General features: G+C 73.4%; 19 protein-coding genes and 1 riboswitch. Of the genes, 14 read left to right on the forward strand and 5 right to left on the reverse strand.

Going from position 1 to position 18,534, the window contains the following annotated elements; translation table 11 throughout:
- Positions 1 to 96: 96 nt before the first annotated feature.
- The 4 genes from ddaH to FHS37_RS19510 all read left to right on the forward strand — a co-directional run bounded on the left by ddaH (position 97) and on the right by FHS37_RS19510 (position 6,620).
- A complete protein-coding gene (ddaH, locus tag FHS37_RS19495; protein ID WP_184822942.1) occupies positions 97 to 909 on the forward strand; it encodes a dimethylargininase in 813 nt (270 codons plus the stop codon).
- Positions 906 to 2,132 carry an ornithine--oxo-acid transaminase gene (gene rocD, locus FHS37_RS19500; RefSeq protein ID WP_184822944.1) on the forward strand — a complete coding sequence of 409 codons (1,227 nt, stop codon included), beginning with the start codon at positions 906 to 908 and terminating at the stop codon, positions 2,130 to 2,132. Before ddaH ends, rocD begins: the two co-directional genes overlap by 4 nt.
- Before the next feature lie 696 nt (positions 2,133 to 2,828).
- Complete coding sequence (locus FHS37_RS19505) at positions 2,829 to 5,291, forward strand: SpoIIE family protein phosphatase (protein WP_184822946.1); 2,463 nt, start codon at positions 2,829 to 2,831, stop codon at positions 5,289 to 5,291.
- A gap of 99 nt (positions 5,292 to 5,390) precedes the next feature.
- Complete coding sequence (locus FHS37_RS19510; RefSeq protein ID WP_184823255.1) at positions 5,391 to 6,620, forward strand: PP2C family protein-serine/threonine phosphatase; 1,230 nt, start codon at positions 5,391 to 5,393, stop codon at positions 6,618 to 6,620.
- A 13-nt stretch (positions 6,621 to 6,633) separates the two neighbouring features.
- Here FHS37_RS19510 and FHS37_RS19515 read toward each other — a convergent pair whose 3' ends face one another.
- On the reverse strand, positions 6,634 to 7,089 hold the full coding sequence (locus tag FHS37_RS19515) for an RpiB/LacA/LacB family sugar-phosphate isomerase (protein WP_184822948.1): 456 nt from the start codon (positions 7,087 to 7,089) through the stop codon (positions 6,634 to 6,636).
- Between the two features lie 197 nt (positions 7,090 to 7,286).
- Here FHS37_RS19515 and FHS37_RS19520 point away from each other — a divergent pair, with 197 nt between their 5' ends.
- Entirely contained in the window at positions 7,287 to 8,012 is a 726-nt protein-coding gene (locus tag FHS37_RS19520) for a lysophospholipid acyltransferase family protein (RefSeq protein ID WP_184822950.1), read from the forward strand.
- A 38-nt stretch (positions 8,013 to 8,050) separates the two neighbouring features.
- On the opposite strand, the gene FHS37_RS19525 is transcribed toward FHS37_RS19520, so the two are convergent.
- Positions 8,051 to 8,680 carry a TetR/AcrR family transcriptional regulator gene (locus tag FHS37_RS19525; RefSeq protein ID WP_184822952.1) on the reverse strand — a complete coding sequence of 210 codons (630 nt, stop codon included), beginning with the start codon at positions 8,678 to 8,680 and terminating at the stop codon, positions 8,051 to 8,053.
- A gap of 163 nt (positions 8,681 to 8,843) precedes the next feature.
- Between FHS37_RS19525 and FHS37_RS19530 the strand changes: the two genes are divergently transcribed.
- Positions 8,844 to 9,875, forward strand: coding sequence for an ABC transporter permease (locus tag FHS37_RS19530; protein ID WP_221499961.1), 1,032 nt, complete (start codon positions 8,844 to 8,846; stop codon positions 9,873 to 9,875).
- A gap of 97 nt (positions 9,876 to 9,972) precedes the next feature.
- Here FHS37_RS19530 and FHS37_RS19535 read toward each other — a convergent pair whose 3' ends face one another.
- Positions 9,973 to 10,260, reverse strand: a complete 288-nt coding sequence (locus tag FHS37_RS19535; RefSeq protein WP_184822954.1) for a type II toxin-antitoxin system Phd/YefM family antitoxin — start codon at positions 10,258 to 10,260, stop codon at positions 9,973 to 9,975.
- A gap of 67 nt (positions 10,261 to 10,327) precedes the next feature.
- On the opposite strand from FHS37_RS19535, the gene FHS37_RS19540 reads away from it, so the two are divergent.
- The 4 genes from FHS37_RS19540 (at position 10,328) to FHS37_RS19555 (ending at position 12,965) form a co-directional block, all read left to right on the forward strand.
- Entirely contained in the window at positions 10,328 to 10,963 is a 636-nt protein-coding gene (locus FHS37_RS19540; RefSeq protein ID WP_184822956.1) for an ATP-dependent Clp protease proteolytic subunit, read from the forward strand.
- A gap of 7 nt (positions 10,964 to 10,970) precedes the next feature.
- Positions 10,971 to 11,279, forward strand: a complete 309-nt coding sequence (locus tag FHS37_RS19545; RefSeq protein WP_184822959.1) for a hypothetical protein — start codon at positions 10,971 to 10,973, stop codon at positions 11,277 to 11,279.
- Between the two features lie 363 nt (positions 11,280 to 11,642).
- Positions 11,643 to 11,813: riboswitch (cyclic di-AMP (ydaO/yuaA leader) on the forward strand.
- A gap of 3 nt (positions 11,814 to 11,816) precedes the next feature.
- The gene (locus FHS37_RS19550) at positions 11,817 to 12,290 is read left to right on the forward strand and encodes a C40 family peptidase (protein WP_184822961.1); all 474 of its coding nucleotides are present in this window, start codon (positions 11,817 to 11,819) and stop codon (positions 12,288 to 12,290) included.
- Positions 12,291 to 12,368: 78 nt separating this feature from the next.
- Positions 12,369 to 12,965: a DUF6328 family protein gene (locus FHS37_RS19555; RefSeq protein WP_229889739.1), complete on the forward strand. Its 597-nt coding sequence runs from the start codon at positions 12,369 to 12,371 to the stop codon at positions 12,963 to 12,965.
- Between the two features lie 6 nt (positions 12,966 to 12,971).
- Here the strand turns inward: FHS37_RS19555 and FHS37_RS19560 are convergent, their stop codons facing one another.
- Positions 12,972 to 13,445, reverse strand: coding sequence for an ATP-binding protein (locus FHS37_RS19560; protein WP_184822963.1), 474 nt, complete (start codon positions 13,443 to 13,445; stop codon positions 12,972 to 12,974).
- A gap of 211 nt (positions 13,446 to 13,656) precedes the next feature.
- Here FHS37_RS19560 and FHS37_RS19565 point away from each other — a divergent pair, with 211 nt between their 5' ends.
- Both FHS37_RS19565 and FHS37_RS19570 read left to right on the forward strand, forming a co-directional pair.
- A complete protein-coding gene (locus FHS37_RS19565; RefSeq protein WP_184822966.1) occupies positions 13,657 to 14,517 on the forward strand; it encodes a helix-turn-helix domain-containing protein in 861 nt (286 codons plus the stop codon).
- Positions 14,518 to 14,526: 9 nt separating this feature from the next.
- Positions 14,527 to 14,751, forward strand: coding sequence for a DUF397 domain-containing protein (locus tag FHS37_RS19570; protein ID WP_184822968.1), 225 nt, complete (start codon positions 14,527 to 14,529; stop codon positions 14,749 to 14,751).
- A gap of 55 nt (positions 14,752 to 14,806) precedes the next feature.
- Here FHS37_RS19570 and FHS37_RS19575 read toward each other — a convergent pair whose 3' ends face one another.
- Positions 14,807 to 15,934 carry an 8-amino-7-oxononanoate synthase gene (locus tag FHS37_RS19575; RefSeq protein WP_184822970.1) on the reverse strand — a complete coding sequence of 376 codons (1,128 nt, stop codon included), beginning with the start codon at positions 15,932 to 15,934 and terminating at the stop codon, positions 14,807 to 14,809.
- Between the two features lie 147 nt (positions 15,935 to 16,081).
- Here FHS37_RS19575 and bioB point away from each other — a divergent pair, with 147 nt between their 5' ends.
- Positions 16,082 to 17,260 carry a biotin synthase BioB gene (gene bioB, locus FHS37_RS19580; protein WP_184822972.1) on the forward strand — a complete coding sequence of 393 codons (1,179 nt, stop codon included), beginning with the start codon at positions 16,082 to 16,084 and terminating at the stop codon, positions 17,258 to 17,260.
- A complete protein-coding gene (locus tag FHS37_RS19585; RefSeq protein WP_184822974.1) occupies positions 17,253 to 18,533 on the forward strand; it encodes an adenosylmethionine--8-amino-7-oxononanoate transaminase in 1,281 nt (426 codons plus the stop codon). The genes bioB and FHS37_RS19585 overlap by 8 nt, the downstream gene beginning before the upstream one ends.
- Position 18,534 lies beyond the last annotated feature (1 nt).

The following is an 18,534-nucleotide window of genomic DNA, read 5'->3' on the forward strand; positions in this document are numbered from 1 at the left end:
GGACACGCAGCTCTCGTTCCTTGTCGGCCGTCCTGCTCGGTTCCTACCGTGGAGGCACCCCCTGTCGACACCGTGTGGAAGCGGAGGAACCCCTCTGTGCCCGGATCCCGTGTGGCGCGCCGGCGGCGCTACCTCGTCTGCGAACCCAGACACTTCGCCGTGCGGTACGCGATCAACCCCTGGATGCACCCCGACCGACCCGTCGACGTCCCCCTCGCCCAGCGGCAGTGGCGGACGCTGGTCGACGCCTACCGCGACCACGGCCATACCGTGGAGACCGTGAAGCCGGAGCCCTCACTGCCCGACATGGTGTTCGCCGCGAACGCGGCGGTCGTCGTCGAGGGCCGGGTCTTCGGCTCCCTGTTCCTGGCGCCCGAGCGACGCCCGGAGTCCGTGCCGTACGAGGCCTGGTTCAAGGCCGAGGGGTACGAGGTCCACCACCCCGAGTCGGTCTGCGAGGGCGAGGGCGACCTGGTGCCCGCCGGGCGCTGGATCCTCGCCGGGACCGGGTTCCGCACCACCCGTGAGGCGCACCGCGAGGTGCAGGAGTTCTTCGGGGTGCCGGTGATCGGCCTGACGCTCGTGGACCCGTACTTCTACCACCTGGACACGGCGCTGTTCGTGCTGGACGAGGAGAACGTCGCGTACTACCCGGAGGCGTTCTCGCCGGGGAGCCGCGAGGTGCTCGCCCGGCTGTACCCGGACGCGGTGCTCGCGACCCGCGAGGACGCGATGGCGTTCGGGCTGAACTCCGTCTCCGACGGGCGCCACGTGTTCATCTCGCCGGGGGCCACGGCCCTCGCCGCTCAGCTCGCCGACCGCGGCTACGTCCCCGTCCCCGTCGACCTGTCCGAGTTCCACAAGGCGGGCGGCGGCATCAAGTGCTGCACTCAGGAGATCCGCTCATGACCTCTGTCGTACCCGCGCGTTCGTCCGCCGAGCTGATCGACGCGGAGGAACCGGTCCTCGCGCACAACTACCACCCGCTGCCCGTGGTCGTCGCCCGCGCGGAGGGCGCGTGGGTGGAGGACGTGGAGGGCCGGCGCTACCTCGACATGCTGGCCGGCTACTCGGCGCTCAACTTCGGCCACCGCCATCCCGCGCTGATCGAGGCGGCGCACCGCCAGCTGGACCGGCTCACGCTGACCTCGCGCGCGTTCCACAACGACCGGCTCGCCGAGTTCGCCGAGCGGCTGGCCGCGCTGACCGGCCTCGACATGGTGCTGCCCATGAACACCGGCGCGGAGGCGGTGGAGAGCGGCATCAAGGTGGCCCGCAAGTGGGCCTACGACGTGAAGGGCGTCCCGGCCGACCGGGCGACGATCGTGGTGGCGGCGGACAACTTCCACGGCCGTACGACGACGATCGTGGGCTTCTCGACGGACGAGGTGGCGCGCGCCGGGTTCGGCCCCTTCACCCCGGGCTTCCGGGTCGTTCCCTACAACGACCTCGAGGCGCTGGAGGCGGCGGTCGACGAGACGACGGCGGCGGTGCTGATCGAGCCGATCCAGGGCGAGGCGGGCGTCGTCGTCCCGGACGACGGCTACCTCGCCGGGGTGCGGGAGCTGACGCGCCGCAAGGGGTGCCTGTTCGTCGCGGACGAGATCCAGTCGGGGCTGGGCCGCACGGGCCGCACGCTCGCCGTGGAGCACGAGTCGGTCGTCCCGGACGTGGTCCTGCTCGGCAAGGCGCTGGGCGGCGGCATCGTCCCGGTGTCGGCGGTGGTCGCCCGGCGCGAGGTGCTCCGGGTGCTCCACCCCGGGGAGCACGGGTCCACCTTCGGCGGCAATCCGCTGGCCGCGGCGGTCGGCACGGCCGTGGTGGAGCTGCTGGAGACGGGGGAGTTCCAGCGCCGGGCGGCGGAGCTGGGGGTGGTGCTGCGCGAGGGCCTGGCGGCACTGGTCGGCAGGGGCGTCGTCGGCTTCCGCTCGCGCGGCCTGTGGGCGGGCGTCGACGTCGACCCGGCCCTCGGCACGGGCCGCGAGGTGAGCGAACGCCTCATGCGCGAGGGCCTCCTCGTCAAGGACACCCACGGCTCCACCATCCGCCTGGCCCCGCCGCTGACGATCACGGCGGACGAGCTCCGGGGAGCCCTGAGGACCGTGGAGAAGGTCCTGGGCCGACGGGACTGAGCCGGTGGTACGCGGGCGCGGCGGTCCGCGGGCCCGCCGCGCCCGCCGAACCGGCCGGCGCCGCACCGCGCGGGCCCGTCCCGGCTCGGCGGTCGTCACCGGGACCCGGGCAGCCGCCAGGATCGGGCGACCCGGCGGCCACCGCGTCCCGGAACCGCCGCGCCCCGCGGGGCCGGGCCGGCCCCGCGGCAGGGGGATCCACCGGCCCGACGGGGGTCACCGGGATGCGGGACACCGCCCGAGCCCGGCTCCGCCCGGGAAGGCCCGGCGTCATTCGCCGGGGTCCGGCGGGACGCCGTCGCGACGCGGCTCCCGGCAGAGGCGGCCCCGGCCCGTCCGACGCACCGGCACGGGGACGCACCGTGCCGGTGGCGGACCGGCGGCACGGCTGCCGGACCGGCGGGACGCCGTCCGTCGCCGGTCGGCCCGCCGCGCGGCGTCCGGCCCGGTACCCGGCCGAGCGGGCGGCGGCGGGCGCCGTCCGCGTGTCGGTGGGGATCACGGCGCGATCTGCCGTACGGGAGCGTCCGCAGGCCACGGGGTCGCGCCGTTCGTGGACGCGGCCCCGGCGTGCCGCGTCCCGGGCCGCTCGCCCCGCCGCCCGGGAGGCCCCCACCCGGGGAGCCCCCTTTCCGGTCAAGGGTGAAGATTGAGACAAGAGGTGGTAGACCACTCTCAGCGACAGAGAGGTCGGCCGTGGGCGGACACAAGGAGCAGGACGTTGCCCGGCAGGGGTTCGACGTGGCCGACGCCGCTCCCCTGTTGCTCGATCCGCGAGGTGTGGTGTCGGGCTGGACCGGTCAGGCCGAGCGGCTGCTGGGGCACTCCGCGTCCGAGGCGGTGGGCAGGAAGCTCGCCGAGCTGCTGACCCCTCAGGACGCCGAGCGGGTGCCGGACCTGGTCGAGCGGTGCCGGACGGACGGTGGCTGGGCGGGGCTGATGACGGCCCTGCACCGGGACGGGCGGCCGGTCGCGGTCATGGTCCGGATCACCCCGACCGTGGAGCCGCGGGGTCGCTCACCGCTGCTGGTGCTGCTGTCGGAGCTGGCCGGCTCCCCCGGCTGGGACATGAGCCGCACGGTGCTGGAGCAGATGGTCGCCGGGGCGTCGATCGGCATCGCGATCGTGGACACGGATCTGCGCTTCGTGTGGTCCAACACCGCGTTGGAGCAGTTCGGCGGCGGTCCGGCCGAGCGGCGCCTGGGGCTGCGGTTCGCGGACGTCCAGCCGGGCATGGACGCCGAGGCCGTCGAGGCGCGGATGCGGCACGTGCTGGAGACCGGCGAACGCGTCGTCGGCTACGAGCACGTCGGCCGCGTCCGCTCGGCACCGCTGCGCGACACCGCGCACATGCTGACGTTCACCCGGCTCGACGACGAGCAGGGCCGCCCGATGGGCGTGTACTACACCGTCGTGGACGTCACCGAGTGGTACCGCGCCCGGCAGCGCCTCGCCCTGCTCGACCGGGCCGGTGAGTACATCGGCCGCACCCTGGACATCATGAGCACCGCGCGGGAGCTGGCCGACATCGCCGTGCCGGAGCTCGCGGAGTTCGTCACCGTCGACCTGCTGGAGACGGTGCTGCGGGGCGCCGAGCTGCCGCCCGGACCGCTCGCGGAGACCGACCGGGTGCCGCTGCGCCGCGCGGGCCACCGGTCGCTGTACGAGGATCTGCCGCGGACGGTCGTGGAGACCGGCGAGGTGGTGGCCTACCTGGCCGGTTCACCGCCGGTCCGCTGTCTGGCCACGGGCCGGTCCTGGCGCCAGGAGCAGCTCGATCCGCTCGCCACGGAGTGGACCGTGGGGGCGCCGGGCGACCACGAGTCCACTTTCCTGGAACTGAACCTGCAGAGCGTGATGGTCGTGCCGATCCGTGCCCGGGGCGTCACCCTGGGCGTCACCACGTTCTTCCGGCGCCGCCGCGAGAACCCCTTCGACGAGGACGACCTGAGCCTGGCCGAGGACCTCGTCTCCCGCGCCGCCGTCTGCGTGGACAACGCCCGGCGCTACACCCGCGAGCGGGACGCCGCGCTCGTCCTGCAGCGCAGTCTGCTCCCCCGCAGGCTGCCCGAGCAGGAGGCCGTCGAGGTGTCCGCGTGCTACCGCCCGGCCGACGAGCTGACCGGTCTGGGCGGCGACTGGTACGACCTCATCCGGCTGTCCGGCGCCCGCGTCGCCCTCGTCGTCGGCGAGGTGCCCGGGCACGGCATCGCCGCCGCGGCGGCCATGGGCCGGCTGCGGACCGCGGTGCGGACCCTGGCCGCGCTCGACCTGCCCCCCGAGGAGGTGCTCGCCCACCTCGACGACCTGGTGTCCGGCTGCCCGGCACAGGACGGGGACGACGAACCGGAGGACGGGGGCTCCCGGGTCCAGGCCGTGGGGTCCGGCTGCCTGTACGTGATCTACGACCCGGTGGACGGCCGGTGCACGATGTCCGCCGCCGGCCACCCCTCGCCCGCCGTGGTGGCGCCCGACGGCACGGTCAGCTTCGTGGAGCTTCCGCTGGGTCCGGCGCTCGGCGTGGGCGGCCCGCCGTTCGAGTCGGTGGAGCTGCTCCTGGCCGAGGGCAGCACGCTGGCCCTGCACACCGACGGCCTCCTGCTGCCCCCCGAGGGGGCCGGAGCCGTCGACACCGACCGGGGCCGGCTGCGGCAGGCGCTGGAGAGCGCCGCGCCCTCGCTGGAGCTGAGCTGCCGGGCCGTGGTGGACGCGCTGGTTCCGACCCGTCCGTACGACGACGTGGCCCTGCTGATGGCCCGTACCCGACGCCTCGCCCCCGGCCGGGTCGCGGTCTGGGCCCTGCCGGCGGACCCGGCCGTCGTGGCCGAGGCCCGCAGGTCCGCCACCCGGCAGCTGTCCCGGTGGGGGCTGGACGAGCTGGCCTTCACCACCGAGCTGGTCGTCAGCGAACTCGTCACCAACGCCATCCGGCACGCCGTCGGCCCGGTCCGGCTCCGGCTGATCCACGAGCGCTCGCTGGTGTGCGAGGTGTTCGACGGCGGAACGACGACGCCCCGGGTGCGGCATCCCCGCGCGACGGACGAGGGCGGACGCGGACTGCTGCTGGTCTCCCAGCTCGCCCAGCGGTGGGGAACCCGTTTCGTCGCCGAGGGGAAGATCATCTGGGCCGAGCAGTCGCTGAGCCCCTCGCCCGGGTGACGCTCCGGGACCGCCCGTTCCCGCGACGGGGGCGAAACAACCGCTCCGTACGCCCGTATGGTGGAAAACCAGCGCGGTTGCGGCGGTGAGGCGGTGGCCATGGCGGAGGCGTCGATCGATTACGCGGCGGTCTACCAGGCCCTGCCCGGCATGGTGGCGCTGCTGACTCCCGAACTGGTGTTCGCGGACGTCAACGAGGCGTACATCCGCGGGACCGGGCGCTCGCGCGAGGAACTGGTGGGCCGATACCTGTTCGACGTCTTCCCGGACAACCCGAACGATCCGAACGCCACGGGCGCGCGCAACCTCCAGGCCTCGCTGCTCAGGGTCCTCGCCACCGGCGAGCGCGACACCATGGCCCTCCAGCGCTACGCCGTCGAGGACCCCGAGCGGCCCGGGGAGTGGGAGGAACGGTTCTGGAGCCCGGTGAACACGCCGGTGCTCGGTCCCGCCGGGAAGGCCGAACTGATCGTGCACCGGGTGGAGGAGGTCACCGAGCTGATCCGGGCCCGTGGCCGCGCGGGCGACGGCCAGGGCCGGGTGCTGGAGGCCGAGCTGTACTCGCGCGCCCGTGAGCTCCAGGAGCTCAACAACCGGCTGCGCCAGGCGCACGCGCGGGAGCGGGAGGTGGCCCTGGCGCTGCAGGAGGCGATGCTGCCCGCCCGCCGGCAGGTCGGCCACCACCGGGCCGCCGTGCGGTACCGGCCCGCGGTGGGGGCGCTCAACGTCTGCGGGGACTGGTACGACCTGGTCGACCTGGTGGGCGGACACCGCATCGGCGTGTCCGTGGGCGACGTGGTCGGGCACGGTCTGGAGGCGGCCGGCGTCATGGGCCAGCTGCGCAGCGCGCTGAGCGCCGCCTCCCGGGTGGCGGACGGGCCCGCCCAGGCGCTGAACGTGGTGGGCCGCTACGCCCACGTGGTGGACGGCGCCGAGTCCGCGACCGCGGTGACGACCTTCATCGACTTCGACCGGCACACCATCACCTACAGCAGCGCCGGTCATCCCCCTCCCGTCCTCCTCCACCACGACGGACGCGTGGAGTTCCTCGACCGGGCCACCGACCCGCCGCTGGACGCCCGGCCCGATCCGACGCCGAGGCCCGAGGCGACGACCTCGTTCGCGCCCGGGGCGACGCTCGTGCTGTACACCGACGGTCTGATCGAGCGGCGCCGGGAGGACATCGACACGGGACTGCTCCGTCTCGCCGAGGCCCTGCGCCGCCACCGGACACAGGACCCCGAGACGCTCGCGGACACCGTGCTGCTGGAGCTGCTGCCGCCCGGCGGCGCCACCGACGACACGGCGCTGGTCGTCGTGCGGCTGTGAGCGCGGCTGCGGGTCAGAGGCCGGTGCGCTCCCGGTCGAGCCGTCCCGTCCGGTCCACGTTCCGCCGGTCCTCCGGGTCCTCGCTGGGCGCACCGGCGAACCAGGCGTCGAGGATCTCCCTCAGCAGCGGCTCCGACGTCAGCCGCAGGCTGAGCGCCAGCACGTTGGCGTCGTTCCAGCGGCGCGCGCCGTCCGCCGTGTAGGCGTCCGTGCACAGGGCGGCCCGGACGCCGGGCACCTTGTTGGCGGCGATCGACGCGCCGGTGCCGGTCCAGCAGCACACCACCGCCTGGTCCGCGGTCCCGTCGGCGACCTCGCGGGCCGCCGCCTCGGAGCAGACCGCCCACTGCGGGTCGTCCCCGGGACTCAGGGCGCCGTGCGCGCGCACCTCGTGACCGCGCTCGCGCAGCTCGGCCAGAAGGGCGCGCGCCACGGGTTCGTCCATGTCGGAGGAGACGGAGATCCTCATGCACCGGAGCCTACCCGGCCGCGGCCGGCGGGTCCGCCGACGGGATCCGGCCGTCCGGCGCGACGGTGCGCTCCGGTCCCGTCGAACGTGGTGCCGGGCCGCCCGGCCCGGACCTAGACTGGCACCCCCACGACGTGCCGGATGACCTGCTGGAGCGCTCCGGCCCCGCCCGTCCGTCAGAGTCGAGGAGCGCGCCCTTGTTCTACTACCTGCTGAAGTACGTGCTGCTGGGCCCGCTGCTGAGACTGGTCTTCCGGCCCCGGATCGAGGGCCTGGAGCACGTGCCGTCGTCCGGCGCCGCCATCGTGGCGGGCAACCACCTGTCGTTCTCGGACCACTTCCTGATGCCCGCGGTGCTCAAGCGGCGCATCACCTTCCTCGCGAAGGCCGAGTACTTCACCGGCCCCGGCCTCAGGGGCCGGCTGACGGCGTTCTTCTTCCGCAGCGCGGGACAGATCCCGGTCGACCGCTCCGGCAAGGAGGCCGGCCAGGCCGCCATCCGGGAGGGCCTCGGAGTGCTGGGCAAGGGGGAACTGCTCGGCATCTACCCGGAGGGCACGCGGTCGCACGACGGCCGCCTCTACAAGGGCAAGGTCGGTGTCGCGGTGATGGCCCTCAAGGCGGGCGTCCCGGTGATCCCCTGCGCGATGATCGGCACCTTCGAGGCGCAGCCGCCCGGCAAGGTCGTCCCCCGCGTCCACCCCGTGGTGATCCGCTTCGGCGAGCCGCTGGACTTCTCGCGCTACGCCGGCATGGAGAACGAGAAGGCGGTCCTGCGCGCCGTCACCGACGAGATCATGTACGCCATCCTCTCCCTGTCCGAGCAGGAGTACGTCGACCGGTACGCGGCCGTCGCCAAGGCGGAGGAGGCCGCCCGCAGGGCGGAGGAGAAGCGCCGGTTCCCGCGGCTGCCGCTGAACTGATCCCCTGAGCGCACGCTCGAGGGGCGGCCGGAGCGAGGTCAGGCGCCCCGCGCGGTCCGGCCCACCGACATCAGTGCCCGCAGACCGTCGCCCAGCGTCTGCTCGGAGATCCCGCCGAAGAGGGCCATCTGGGCCGCGTAGCCCTGCACGAGCGCGATCATCGTCCGCGCCATGGCGTCGGCGTCGGTGTCCGCGGGCAACAGGCCGGCGTCCCGGTAGCTCTCGACGACCTCCCCCCAGGCCGTGCGGACCTTCCGGTACCCCTCGCCCAGCACGGCCGCCAGCTCGGGGCTGCGCGTGGTCTCCGTCCACACCTGGATCATCAGCCGCGGGAACATCCACGTGCCGTCGTCCAGGGCGGCCGGCCGCTGCTCCCTCAACCGGGCCAGGGCTCGTGGGATGAGCACGTCGGGGGTGGGCGGCGGGCTCTCCCGGGCGGCCCGCTCGAGAATGCCGCGCACCGTGTCGAGCACCTCGGTCACGACCGCGGCGATCAGCTCCTCCTTGCCGCTGAAGTACCGGTAGACGGCACCCGCGGAGAGGTCCACCTCCTTGAGCACGTCCTGCATCGAGGTGGCGTGGAAGCCGTTGCGGGCGAAACAGGACGCGGCACCGTCGAGGATCTGGCGGCGGCGGGCGTCGAGGTGTTCCTGGGTTACGCGGGCCATGCGGCCAACCTAGAACGAACATTCCTTCTTGACAAGGAACGGCGGGAGCGGGACGGTGGTGACGAAGCAAAACGAACGATCCTTCTTTTTGAGTGGTCGCCGAGGCACCCAGGTGCCCGCCGCCGAAGCGCTCGGCCTCCGGGAAGCACTCCGAGGAGTCCCCATGTCCCTCTCGTCGCCCGTCCCCGCGCACCACCCGGTCCCGTCCGTGCCGCCGCACCGGCGCGTCGCGGCCGTGATCGTGCTCGCCCCCGTCCTGGTGGCGCTGGCGCTCTGGGCCTTCGCCTGGCCCGCGGCGCGTACGGCGCCCCGTGACCTGCCGCTCGGCGTGGCCGGTCCCGCCGCCGCGACCGCACCGCTGGAGCAGCGGCTGCAGGACCGGGAGGGCGCCTTCGCCCTCCATCGCTACGCCGACGAGCCCGCCGCCCGGGAGGCCGTCGAGGACCGCGAGGTGTACGGCGCGGTCGTCGTCACCGAGCAGGGCCCGAAGCTGCTCACCGCCTCCGCCGCGAGCCCGCTCGTGGCCCAGATGCTGCGGCAGGCGGTGGCGGACCCGGCGTCCGCCCCGGGCGCCCGGGCCACGACCGTGGACGTGGTGCCCGCGGCCGCCGGTGATCCGCGCGGCGCGGCCGTGAACGCGAGCGTGCTGCCGCTCGCCCTGGCCGGGATCGGGACCGGCGCCGCGGTGACCCTGCTGGGGCTGCGCGGCGTGCGCGCGGTGGCCGCGCTGGTGGTGTCGGCCGCCCTGGCCGGTGGGGTGGCCGCGGCACTGGCGCAGAGCTGGCTGGAGGCCGTCCCGGGGAACTGGTGGGCCGTGGCCGGGACCTTCGGACTGGCCGCGCTGGCCATGGGCGCGGCGGTCGCGGGGCTGGCGGCGCTGGCCGGGCGGGCCGGCCTCGGGCTCGGCACCCTCCTGATCATGCTGCTCGGCAACCCCTTCTCGGGGGCGTCCTCCGCACCGGAGATGCTGCCGGAGCCGACCGGGGCGATCGGCCAGTGGCTGCCGCCGGGGGCGGGTGTGTCGCTGCTGCGCTCGGTGTCCTTCTTCGACGGCGCGGCCGGCACCGGCCCCGCACTGACGCTGGCCTGGTGGGCGGCGCTGGGTCTGGGCGCCGTACTGCTCGCGGGTGCGCTGAAGCGGCGGACGAGGACCGCGGAGCCCGCACCCGGGCAAAGTCCGGTCGCCGTCGGCTGACCGGCCGCACGCCGGCACCGGGCAACCGGGCACACGGAGACGACGGGACCGGGCACCCCGCTATAGCGGGGTGCCCGGTCCCGTCGTCTCCGGAGGCTTACGAGGCGGTCGTCCCCCGGTGCTCCGCGGCGATGCCGAACCGCTGCCGTCCGCGGGGAGCGGACGTCGCCTCGCGGACGCCGGCGACCGTGCTGATCACCTGCTCCTCCGCGGGCTCCTGGGGTTCCCGCGGCTCTTCGAGCCGTCGCAGGTCATCGGCGGACACGAGGGCGACGAGGGGTTTTCCGTGCCGGGTCACGACGACGCGCTCACCGCCGTACACCACCCGGTTGATCAGGTCGGCGAGCTCAGCCCTGGCTTGCGTCACCGGAATCTCGTAGGCCATGCACCCATCATAACGTCATGTACGTCCTGTACATTTTTTACAGAGACCACAGACAGGAGGGGCTCCCATGACCCGACCGTCCGCCCACCGCGTCCCGCCCGGGTTCACCGAACGCACGGCGTCCGGGCACCGGGCGATGGATCCGTGCGCGAAGCTGCTCCAGGAGCGGATCGTCCTCCTCGGGACTCCGATCGACGAGACCTCCGCGAACGACGTGACGGCCCGGTTCCTGTACCTGGAGCACCAGGCCCCGGACCGGGACATCTCGCTCTACGTCAACTCCCCCGGCGGTTCGTTCCATGCCATGTCGGCGATCTACGACACGCTGCGCCACGTCACCTGCGACGTGGAGACGATCTGCCTCGGCCGGGCCGAGGGGACCGCCGTGCTGCTGCTCGCCGCCGGCACCCCGGGCAAGCGGTCCGTGCTGCCCGGCGCCCGTCTGGTGCTCCGTCAGCCGGCCCTGACCGAGCCGGTGGAGGGCCGGGCGAGCGACCTGGTGGTCCGGGCCGAGGAGTTGAGCCGGATCCGGTCGCGGACGGAGGAGATGCTCGTCCGGCACACGGGTCGCACCGCGGAGCAGGTCCGGTCGGACATCGAGCGGGACACGGTCCTCGACGCGCGGGCGGCGGTGGAGCGCGGCCTGGCGGACCGGATCGTGCCCGACCGCAGGGGCGCCCACCCCGCCGTCGGCGTGAGGTGAACCGCCGATGCTGCCACCGGAACTTCCTCCGCTGCCCGCGCTGACCCGCGCGGAGGCCGAGTTGATCGACCGTTACCTCGAGGTCGTCGACCTGCTCGGCCGCATCAACCCCGCCTCGGACGGCGACACCTACCGCGGACTGCGCGCCGCGCAGGCGCTGGTCGGCAAGGCCGCCGAGCTGCGCGACGCGCTGACCGTGATGCACCGGCGCGGCGAGACCGAGCTGCACTCCGCGACGCTGGTCCGGGCGCTGCGGGTGCTGGACGGCGAACGGCGCACGGCCCGGCTCACGCTGCCGCCGGCCCGGGGCAGTTGACCGCCCGCCCGGACGCACCGCCCCCGTCGGCGGTGCGTCCGGGCGGGGGCCGAAACGGACCAAACGGCGTACCCCCATCCGGTGTAGATGAACCTGCTGTTTTCGGGCCGTCGGAGTTGCGCAACGCACCCACCCGAAGGGCGGAATGGGACATTCCAGCGCTGGTCCGGGGCCCTTCGGCGGTCTTGACAACGGCTCGAACAGGAAAGTGTCCACCCGAACGGGTGAGTGGTGAGTAACAACACAAACCCCCGGTTCCGTTGGGATTTCGGGCCGCCCATGAGTCAAGATCCCTGACTGACGACAAGCCCCCGCCACCGCGGCGGGGCGATCCGGGCGGACGCCGAGTCCTGCCGCCGCCCGGATGACCGGTCGACAGGAGTGGATCGGCAGGAGTGGAGGACCCAAGCACGACGGGCCGCCGGGACCTCGGTTCCGAGCAGCCCTTGGGGTGAAGCCGCACGTGTGCGGCCGGGCCACTTCGCCAGCCCGAATCCGACAGGTCATCCTTCACAGGCGGCTGACGAAGGGTTGCGCATGACTGCGCTCAATCGTGTCCCGTCTCTCATGGCCCGGGCCGGCACGGCCTCGGCTCTCACCCTGGCCGCCGTGGGCGGCTCGATCGTGGTTCCGGGTGCCGCCTCGGAGGCGGCGGCCGCGAGTGCGGCCACCAAGGCTCTGCAGATCGCCGCTTCGAAGAAGGGATCGCCGTACAAGTGGGGCGCCACCGGACCGCACAGGTTCGACTGCTCCGGACTCACCCTGTACTCGTTCAAGAAGGCGGGCAAGAAACTGCCGCGCACCGCCGCCCAGCAGTACAACAAGACGCGCCACGTCTCCGCCTCGAACCGCAAGGCGGGTGACCTGGTGTTCTTCCACTCGGGCGGCTACGTCTACCACGTCGGCATCTACGCGGGCAGCGGCAAGATCTGGCACGCCCCGAAGACCGGGGACGTGGTGCGCCTGCAGAAGATCTGGACCCGCAGCGTCTGGTACGGCCGGGTCAAGTGAGCCGCGGGGGCGGCGGCGCCCCGCCGCGCCGCCGCCCCGCCGGGCATGCCACGGCCGCAGCGGGTCACCCGTCACCGCATGGCCGAACACCGTCCCTGCACCGCACGCAACGAGACCCCGCTGCAACGCGCCGACCGCAACTTCGTCGAGCTGCTCCAGGAACTGCGGGTCACCCAGACGGGGGTGCAGATCCTCTTCGCCTTCCTGCTGTCGCTCGCGTTCACCTCGCGCTTCGGCTCGCTCGACACGGTGCAGCGCGTCACCTACGTCGTCACCCTGCTGCTGGCGGTGCTCGCCGCCGCGCTGTTCACCGCGCCCGCCGCGCTGCACCGTTCGTTGTTCCAGCAGGGCGCCAAGCCGCGCATCGTGCAGGTCTCGTCGCGGCTGGCCACGACCGGCCTCGTGGTGCTGGCGTTCACGTTCAGCGGTTCGGTGCTGCTGGTGGTGGACGTGACCACCGGCCGGACCGGGGGGATCGCCGCGGGTGCGGGCGCCTTCGCCCTCTGCCTCGGCCTGTGGGGACTGCTCCCCCGGCTGGTGCGGCGCGCGAGCCCGCAGCCGCGGACGGACGCCGCCGGGGCGGAACGCGCACCCGCGCGGCCGCACGGTCCCGCCCGAGCGGCCGCGGACCGTCCGGACCGCACCGGCGTGTCGCCGGCCGCTCCCTCCCGGTGACGATCCCTACGGCTCCCGCCGGCCCGCCGCCGTGGCCGGTTCCGTCGCCGGTTCCGTGGCCGGGACGGCCCACGGCAGTTCCACGGAGACGGTCTTGCCCCCCTCGCGCGTGGGGCGGACCCTGAGCCTCCCGCCGCACTCCGCGGCCAGCCAGCGGATGATGACCAGTCCGCGGCCGTTGTCCTGCTGGACCGCGGCGGGCAGCCGCTTGGGGAGACGGGGATGGCTGTCGGTGACACCGACGCGCAACCGCTCGTCACGGTCGAGGACCATGTCCACCGTGAAGGTGGGGGACTGCCCGAAGGTGTGCTGCACGGCGTTGGTGGCGAGTTCGGAGACGATCAGCCGGACGGTGTCGGACACCTCCGTGTCCGCCGGCATGCCCCACTCCGCCAGCATGTCCGCCACGTAGGCACGGGCCGCGGGGACCGAGGCGGGATCGCTCGGCAGAGTGACGGATGCTTCCAGATGGTCTGCCATGGCGACGTCGTCCCTTTCCCACGGGACCGCAGTCCGACACGGAGCGGATGGTTCGAGTACGGTCCCGCACTGGTGCTTCGCCGCCAGACTGCCATCACCGCTCGGCAGGAGGCGGCGATCCACCGAGATATGCATATATCTGTCGCCCGAAGCGGTGAACTCTGCGACGGAAGACCGTATGGGGGCGACCCGGAAGGAGTAAGGAGGGTCCATGCAGCACGGTCCCGCGGTGCGCCGCCGGAAACTGGGTGCCGAACTGCGCACGCTGCGCACCTCGGCGGGGCTCACCAGCGGCGAGGCGGCCCGGCTGGTGGGCTGGCACCAGTCGAAGGTGAGCCGGATCGAGACCGGCACGAGCGGGGCGAAACCGGCCGACGTGCGGTTACTGCTCGACGCCTACGGCGTGGCCGATCCGCAGCTGCGGGAACTGCTGCTGGTGCTGTCGGGCTCCGGCGACGGCGGCGGCCGGCACCACTGGTGGCACGCCTACCGCGGCGTACTGCCGCCGACCTACCGGGACTTCATCAGCCTGGAGTCCCAGGCGAGCGCGATGCGCACCCTGGAGACCACGGTGGTCCCCGGGCTGCTGCAGACGCCGGAGTACGCGCGGGCGGTGACCCAGGCCGCGCTGGAGGGCGCTTCCGAGGAGCGGCTGGACGCCCTGGTGGAGGTGCGGCTGGCCCGGCAGGACGTGCTGCGGGCGGATCCCCCGCTGGAGTTGAACGCGGTCCTGGACGAGGCGGTGCTGCGCCGGGAGGTCGGCGGCCCCGGGGTGATGGCGCGTCAGCTGGAGCGGCTGGTCGAGGCGGCCCGGCTGCCCCAAGTGCGGCTCCAGGTCCTGCCGTTCACCGCGGGGGCACACATCGGCGTCACCGGCCCTTTCGTCATCTTCTCATTTTTGCGCACTTCTGATCTGGACGTGGTGGTTCTCGACCACTTGACGAGTAGCCTCTACCTCGAGCGGAAAGAAGACCTCCGGGCCTACTCGGAGGCCTTCGACGCCCTTTCGATGCACGCCCTTTCACCCGAGGACTCGTTGGATTTCATCGCCGGTACAGCCGCCGGCGCGTAAGGAGGCACGATGCCTGCACCGCCTCGGACCGTTCCCTCCAGCCTCGACCTGCACGGTGTGCTGTGGCTGCGCAGCAGCCACAGCACGGGCGCGAACAACTGCGTCGAGACGGCCCGGCCGTCCTCCGGCCCTCTGGCCGGACTGCTCGCCGTGCGTGACTCCAAGACCCCGACCGGGCCCGCGCTGCTCTTCTCCCCCGGGAGCTGGGCGAGTTTCGTGACCGCGATCCGCTGATCCGGTCGGTCCGACCGACCCGGCACCGAGCGACGCACGGCCGTGCCACGCCGACTCATGGCCGCGTCTCGCCGATCACCCGTACAGCGCGTTCGATCTCCGCCCCGGACAGGTCCGCACGGGCGGTCAGTCTGAGCCGTGAGATGCCGTCGGGCACGGAAGGAGGACGGAAACAGCCCACGGACAGGCCGGCCGCCCGGCAGTCGGCCGCCCATCGCACGGCCTGCTCCGGGGAAGGGGCGCGCACGGAGACGACCGCGGCGTCCGGACGTACCGCCTCCAGGCCCGCGGCCGTCAGCCGGGTGTGCAGTTCGCGCGCCACCTCGCCCGCCCGTGCCGCGCGGGCGGGTTCGCGGCGCAGCAGCCGGAGCGCCGCGAGGGCCGCTCCCACCGCCGCGGGGGCCAGCCCCGTGTCGAAGATGAACGTCCGCGCCGCGTTGACCAGGTGCTCGATCACCCGGGCCGGGCCGAGCACCGCTCCGCCCTGGCTGCCGAGCGACTTGGACAGCGTGACCGTCACGACGACGTCGCCGGCGCCCGCGATCCCCGCCGCGTGCGGGGCGCCCCGGCCGCCGTCGCCGAGCACGCCGAGACCGTGGGCGTCGTCGAGCACCAGCCCCGCGCCGTGCTCCCGGCACGCCTCGGCCAGCGCGGCGAGCGGGGCGGCGTCGCCGTCCACCGAGAAGACCGTGTCGGACACGGCGACGGCGGGTCCGTCGTGCGCGCCCAGCGCCTTGCGCACCGCGTCGGGGTCGGCGTGCGCGGCGACCTGTGTCGTCCCGCGGGCCAGTCGGCAGCCGTCGATGAGCGAGGCGTGGTTGCCCGCGTCCGAGACGATCAGCGAACCGTGCGGGGCCAGCGCGGTGACCGCGGCGAGGTTGGCCGCGTAGCCGGAGGAGAGGACCAGGGCCGCCTCGAAGCCGCAGAAGGCGGCGAGTTCGCGTTCCAGCTCGGCGTGCAGCTCGGTGGTACCGGTGACGAGCCGCGATCCGGTCGCGCCGCCGCCCCATGTCCGCGCGGCCCGTGCCGCGCCCTCGGTGACCTCGGGATGGCGGGCCAGGCCCAGGTAGTCGTTGCTCGCCAGATCGAGGAGCGGCGAGTCGGCGGGGCGGGGACGCAGCGTCCGCACGAGTCCGGCGCGGCGGCGCAGCTCCGCCTGCTCGTCGATCCAGCCGAACGCCATGGGTCCTCCGGTGCTTTTGTAGGCAGTGCACAGACACTAGCGGGACGGCCGACGGACCACTGTGTGGCAATACCCACACCGCCAAGCGGCTCTGTTGTACGAACTCTCCTTGGCCCGGGCGGGCCGAGTAGGACAGGATCGGCTCTCATGGACCTGCTGAACACGCTGGTGGACAAGGGGCTTCGGCGCGAGACGCCGACCCGTGGGGAAGCGCTGGCCGTCCTCGCGACGTCCGACGACGACCTGCTCGACGTGGTGGCCGCGGCCGGGAGGGTGCGGCGGCACTGGTTCGGCCGGCGGGTGAAACTCAACTATCTGGTGAACCTCAAGTCCGGTCTGTGCCCGGAGGACTGCTCCTACTGTTCCCAGCGGCTCGGCTCCAAGGCCGACATCCTCAAGTACACCTGGCTCAAGCCGGACGAGGCGTCGAAGGCCGCCGCCGCCGGACTCGCGGGCGGCGCCAAGCGGGTGTGCCTGGTGGCCAGTGGGCGCGGTCCGACCGACCGTGACGTGGACCGGGTGTCCGACACCATCAAGGCGATCAAGGAACAGAACGAGGGCGTCGAGGTGTGCGCCTGCCTCGGCCTGCTCTCCGACGGTCAGGCGGAACGGCTGCGTGCGGCGGGCGCGGACGCCTACAACCACAACCTCAACACCTCCGAGTCCACCTACGGGGACATCACCACCACGCACACCTACGCCGACCGCGTGGACACCGTGCAGAAGGCGCACGCGGCGGGCCTGTCCGCCTGCTCCGGACTGATCGCCGGCATGGGCGAGAGCGACGAGGACCTGGTCGACGTGGTCTTCTCGCTGCGCGAGCTGGACCCAGACTCGGTGCCGGTCAACTTCCTGATCCCGTTCGAGGGCACCCCGCTCGCCAAGGAGTGGCACCTCACCCCGCAGCGGTGCCTGCGGATCCTGGCGATGGTGCGGTTCGTGTGCCCGGACGTCGAGGTGCGGATCGCGGGCGGCCGTGAGGTGCACCTGCGCACGATGCAGCCGCTCGCGCTGCACCTGGCCAACTCGATCTTCCTCGGCGACTACCTCACCAGTGAGGGCCAGGCGGGCAGGGCCGACCTGGAGATGATCGCCGACGCCGGGTTCGAGGTGGAGGGCACCGACCAGGTGACCCTGCCGGAGCACCGTGCGGGCGGCGGATGCGGGTCGCACGGGGGCGGCGGGGTGTGCGGTTCGGCACCGGCGGGCGAGGACTCCTGCGCGGGCGCGGACGAGGAGGGCGCGCGCCGGGCCGACGAGCCGCGTCCCGACCTGGTCGCGGTCCGCCGCCGGGGCGCCGGAACGGATCTCGCGCCCAATGCCTGAACTCTCCGTCGCCGAACTGCTGGAGCTCGACCGGCGGCACGTCTGGCATCCGTACGGGCCCGTGCCGGGCCGCCGGGAACCGCTCGTCGTGGAGTCGGCGAGCGGGGTGCGGCTGAAGCTCGCCGACGGTTCGGGCGAACTGGTCGACGGGATGTCGTCCTGGTGGTCGGCGATCCACGGCTACAACCACCCGGTGCTGAACGAGGCCGCCCGTGAGCAGCTCGCGCGGATGAGCCACGTGATGTTCGGCGGGCTCACGCACGAGCCCGCCGTGCGGCTGGCGAAGCTCCTTGTCGACATGTCACCCGAAGGTCTGGAGCACGTCTTCCTCGCCGACTCCGGGTCGGTGTCGGTCGAGGTCGCGGTCAAGATGTGCCTGCAGTACTGGCGTTCGCTGGGCCGGCCGGAGAAGCGGCGGCTGCTGACCTGGCGGGGCGGCTATCACGGTGACACGTGGCAGCCGATGTCGGTGTGCGACCCCGAGGGCGGGATGCACGAACTGTGGACCGGGGTGCTGCCCCGTCAGGTGTTCGCCGACGCCCCGCCCGCCGCGTACGAGGAGTCGTACGCCGAGCACCTGCGGGAGCTGATCGAGCGGCACGCCGGTGAACTGGCCGCGGTGATCGTGGAGCCGGTGGTGCAGGGCGCGGGCGGGATGCGGTTCCACTCCCCCGCGTATCTGCGGGTGCTGCGCGAGGCGTGCGACGCGCACGACGTGCTGCTGGTGTTCGACGAGATCGCGACCGGGTTCGGGCGCACGGGCGCCCTGTTCGCGGCGGAGCACGCCGCGGTGACGCCGGACGTGATGTGCGTGGGCAAGGCGCTCACCGGCGGCTACATGACGATGGCGGCGACGCTGTGCACCGCGCGGGTGGCGGGAGGCATCTCGCGCGGTGAGGTGCCGGTGCTGGCGCACGGGCCGACGTTCATGGGCAATCCGCTGGCGGCGGCCGTGGCCTGCGCCTCCCTCGAGCTGCTGCTCGGACAGGACTGGCTCGCGGAGGTCAAACGCATCGAGGCGGGCCTGCGGCACGCGCTGGCGCCGGCGGAGCGGCTGCCGGGCGTGCGGGACGTGCGGGTGCTGGGCGCCATCGGTGTCGTCCAGCTCGACCACGCCGTGGACATGGACGCGGCCACCCGGGCCGCGGTGCGCGAAGGTGTGTGGTTGCGGCCGTTCCGTGATCTGATCTACGCCATGCCGCCGTACGTCACGGGCGACGCGGACGTGGCGCTGATCGCGCGGGCGGTGTGCGCGGCCGCGGAGGAGGGATGAC

The sequence above is a fragment of the Streptomyces griseomycini genome, from assembly GCF_014203535.1.
Taxonomy (GTDB): domain Bacteria; phylum Actinomycetota; class Actinomycetes; order Streptomycetales; family Streptomycetaceae; genus Streptomyces; species Streptomyces griseomycini.

Excerpts from the sequence above, each read along its gene's own strand:
- FHS37_RS19575 (WP_184822970.1), bottom strand. The coding sequence starts at position 15,934 with ATGGCGTTCGGCTGGATCGACGAGCAGGCGGAGCTGCGCCGCCGCGCC.
- FHS37_RS19555 (WP_229889739.1), top strand. The coding sequence starts at position 12,369 with ATGGCCGAACACCGTCCCTGCACCGCACGCAACGAGACCCCGCTGCAA.
- FHS37_RS19565 (WP_184822966.1), top strand. The coding sequence starts at position 13,657 with ATGCAGCACGGTCCCGCGGTGCGCCGCCGGAAACTGGGTGCCGAACTG.
- FHS37_RS19550 (WP_184822961.1), top strand. The coding sequence starts at position 11,817 with ATGACTGCGCTCAATCGTGTCCCGTCTCTCATGGCCCGGGCCGGCACG.
- FHS37_RS19570 (WP_184822968.1), top strand. The coding sequence starts at position 14,527 with ATGCCTGCACCGCCTCGGACCGTTCCCTCCAGCCTCGACCTGCACGGT.
- FHS37_RS19525 (WP_184822952.1), bottom strand. The coding sequence starts at position 8,680 with ATGGCCCGCGTAACCCAGGAACACCTCGACGCCCGCCGCCGCCAGATC.
- FHS37_RS19530 (WP_221499961.1), top strand. The coding sequence starts at position 8,844 with ATGTCCCTCTCGTCGCCCGTCCCCGCGCACCACCCGGTCCCGTCCGTG.
- FHS37_RS19510 (WP_184823255.1), top strand. The coding sequence starts at position 5,391 with ATGGCGGAGGCGTCGATCGATTACGCGGCGGTCTACCAGGCCCTGCCC.
- FHS37_RS19585 (WP_184822974.1), top strand. The coding sequence starts at position 17,253 with ATGCCTGAACTCTCCGTCGCCGAACTGCTGGAGCTCGACCGGCGGCAC.
- FHS37_RS19515 (WP_184822948.1), bottom strand. The coding sequence starts at position 7,089 with ATGAGGATCTCCGTCTCCTCCGACATGGACGAACCCGTGGCGCGCGCC.
- FHS37_RS19535 (WP_184822954.1), bottom strand. The coding sequence starts at position 10,260 with ATGGCCTACGAGATTCCGGTGACGCAAGCCAGGGCTGAGCTCGCCGAC.
- FHS37_RS19560 (WP_184822963.1), bottom strand. The coding sequence starts at position 13,445 with ATGGCAGACCATCTGGAAGCATCCGTCACTCTGCCGAGCGATCCCGCC.
- FHS37_RS19545 (WP_184822959.1), top strand. The coding sequence starts at position 10,971 with ATGCTGCCACCGGAACTTCCTCCGCTGCCCGCGCTGACCCGCGCGGAG.
- FHS37_RS19540 (WP_184822956.1), top strand. The coding sequence starts at position 10,328 with ATGACCCGACCGTCCGCCCACCGCGTCCCGCCCGGGTTCACCGAACGC.
- rocD (WP_184822944.1), top strand. The coding sequence starts at position 906 with ATGACCTCTGTCGTACCCGCGCGTTCGTCCGCCGAGCTGATCGACGCG.
- bioB (WP_184822972.1), top strand. The coding sequence starts at position 16,082 with ATGGACCTGCTGAACACGCTGGTGGACAAGGGGCTTCGGCGCGAGACG.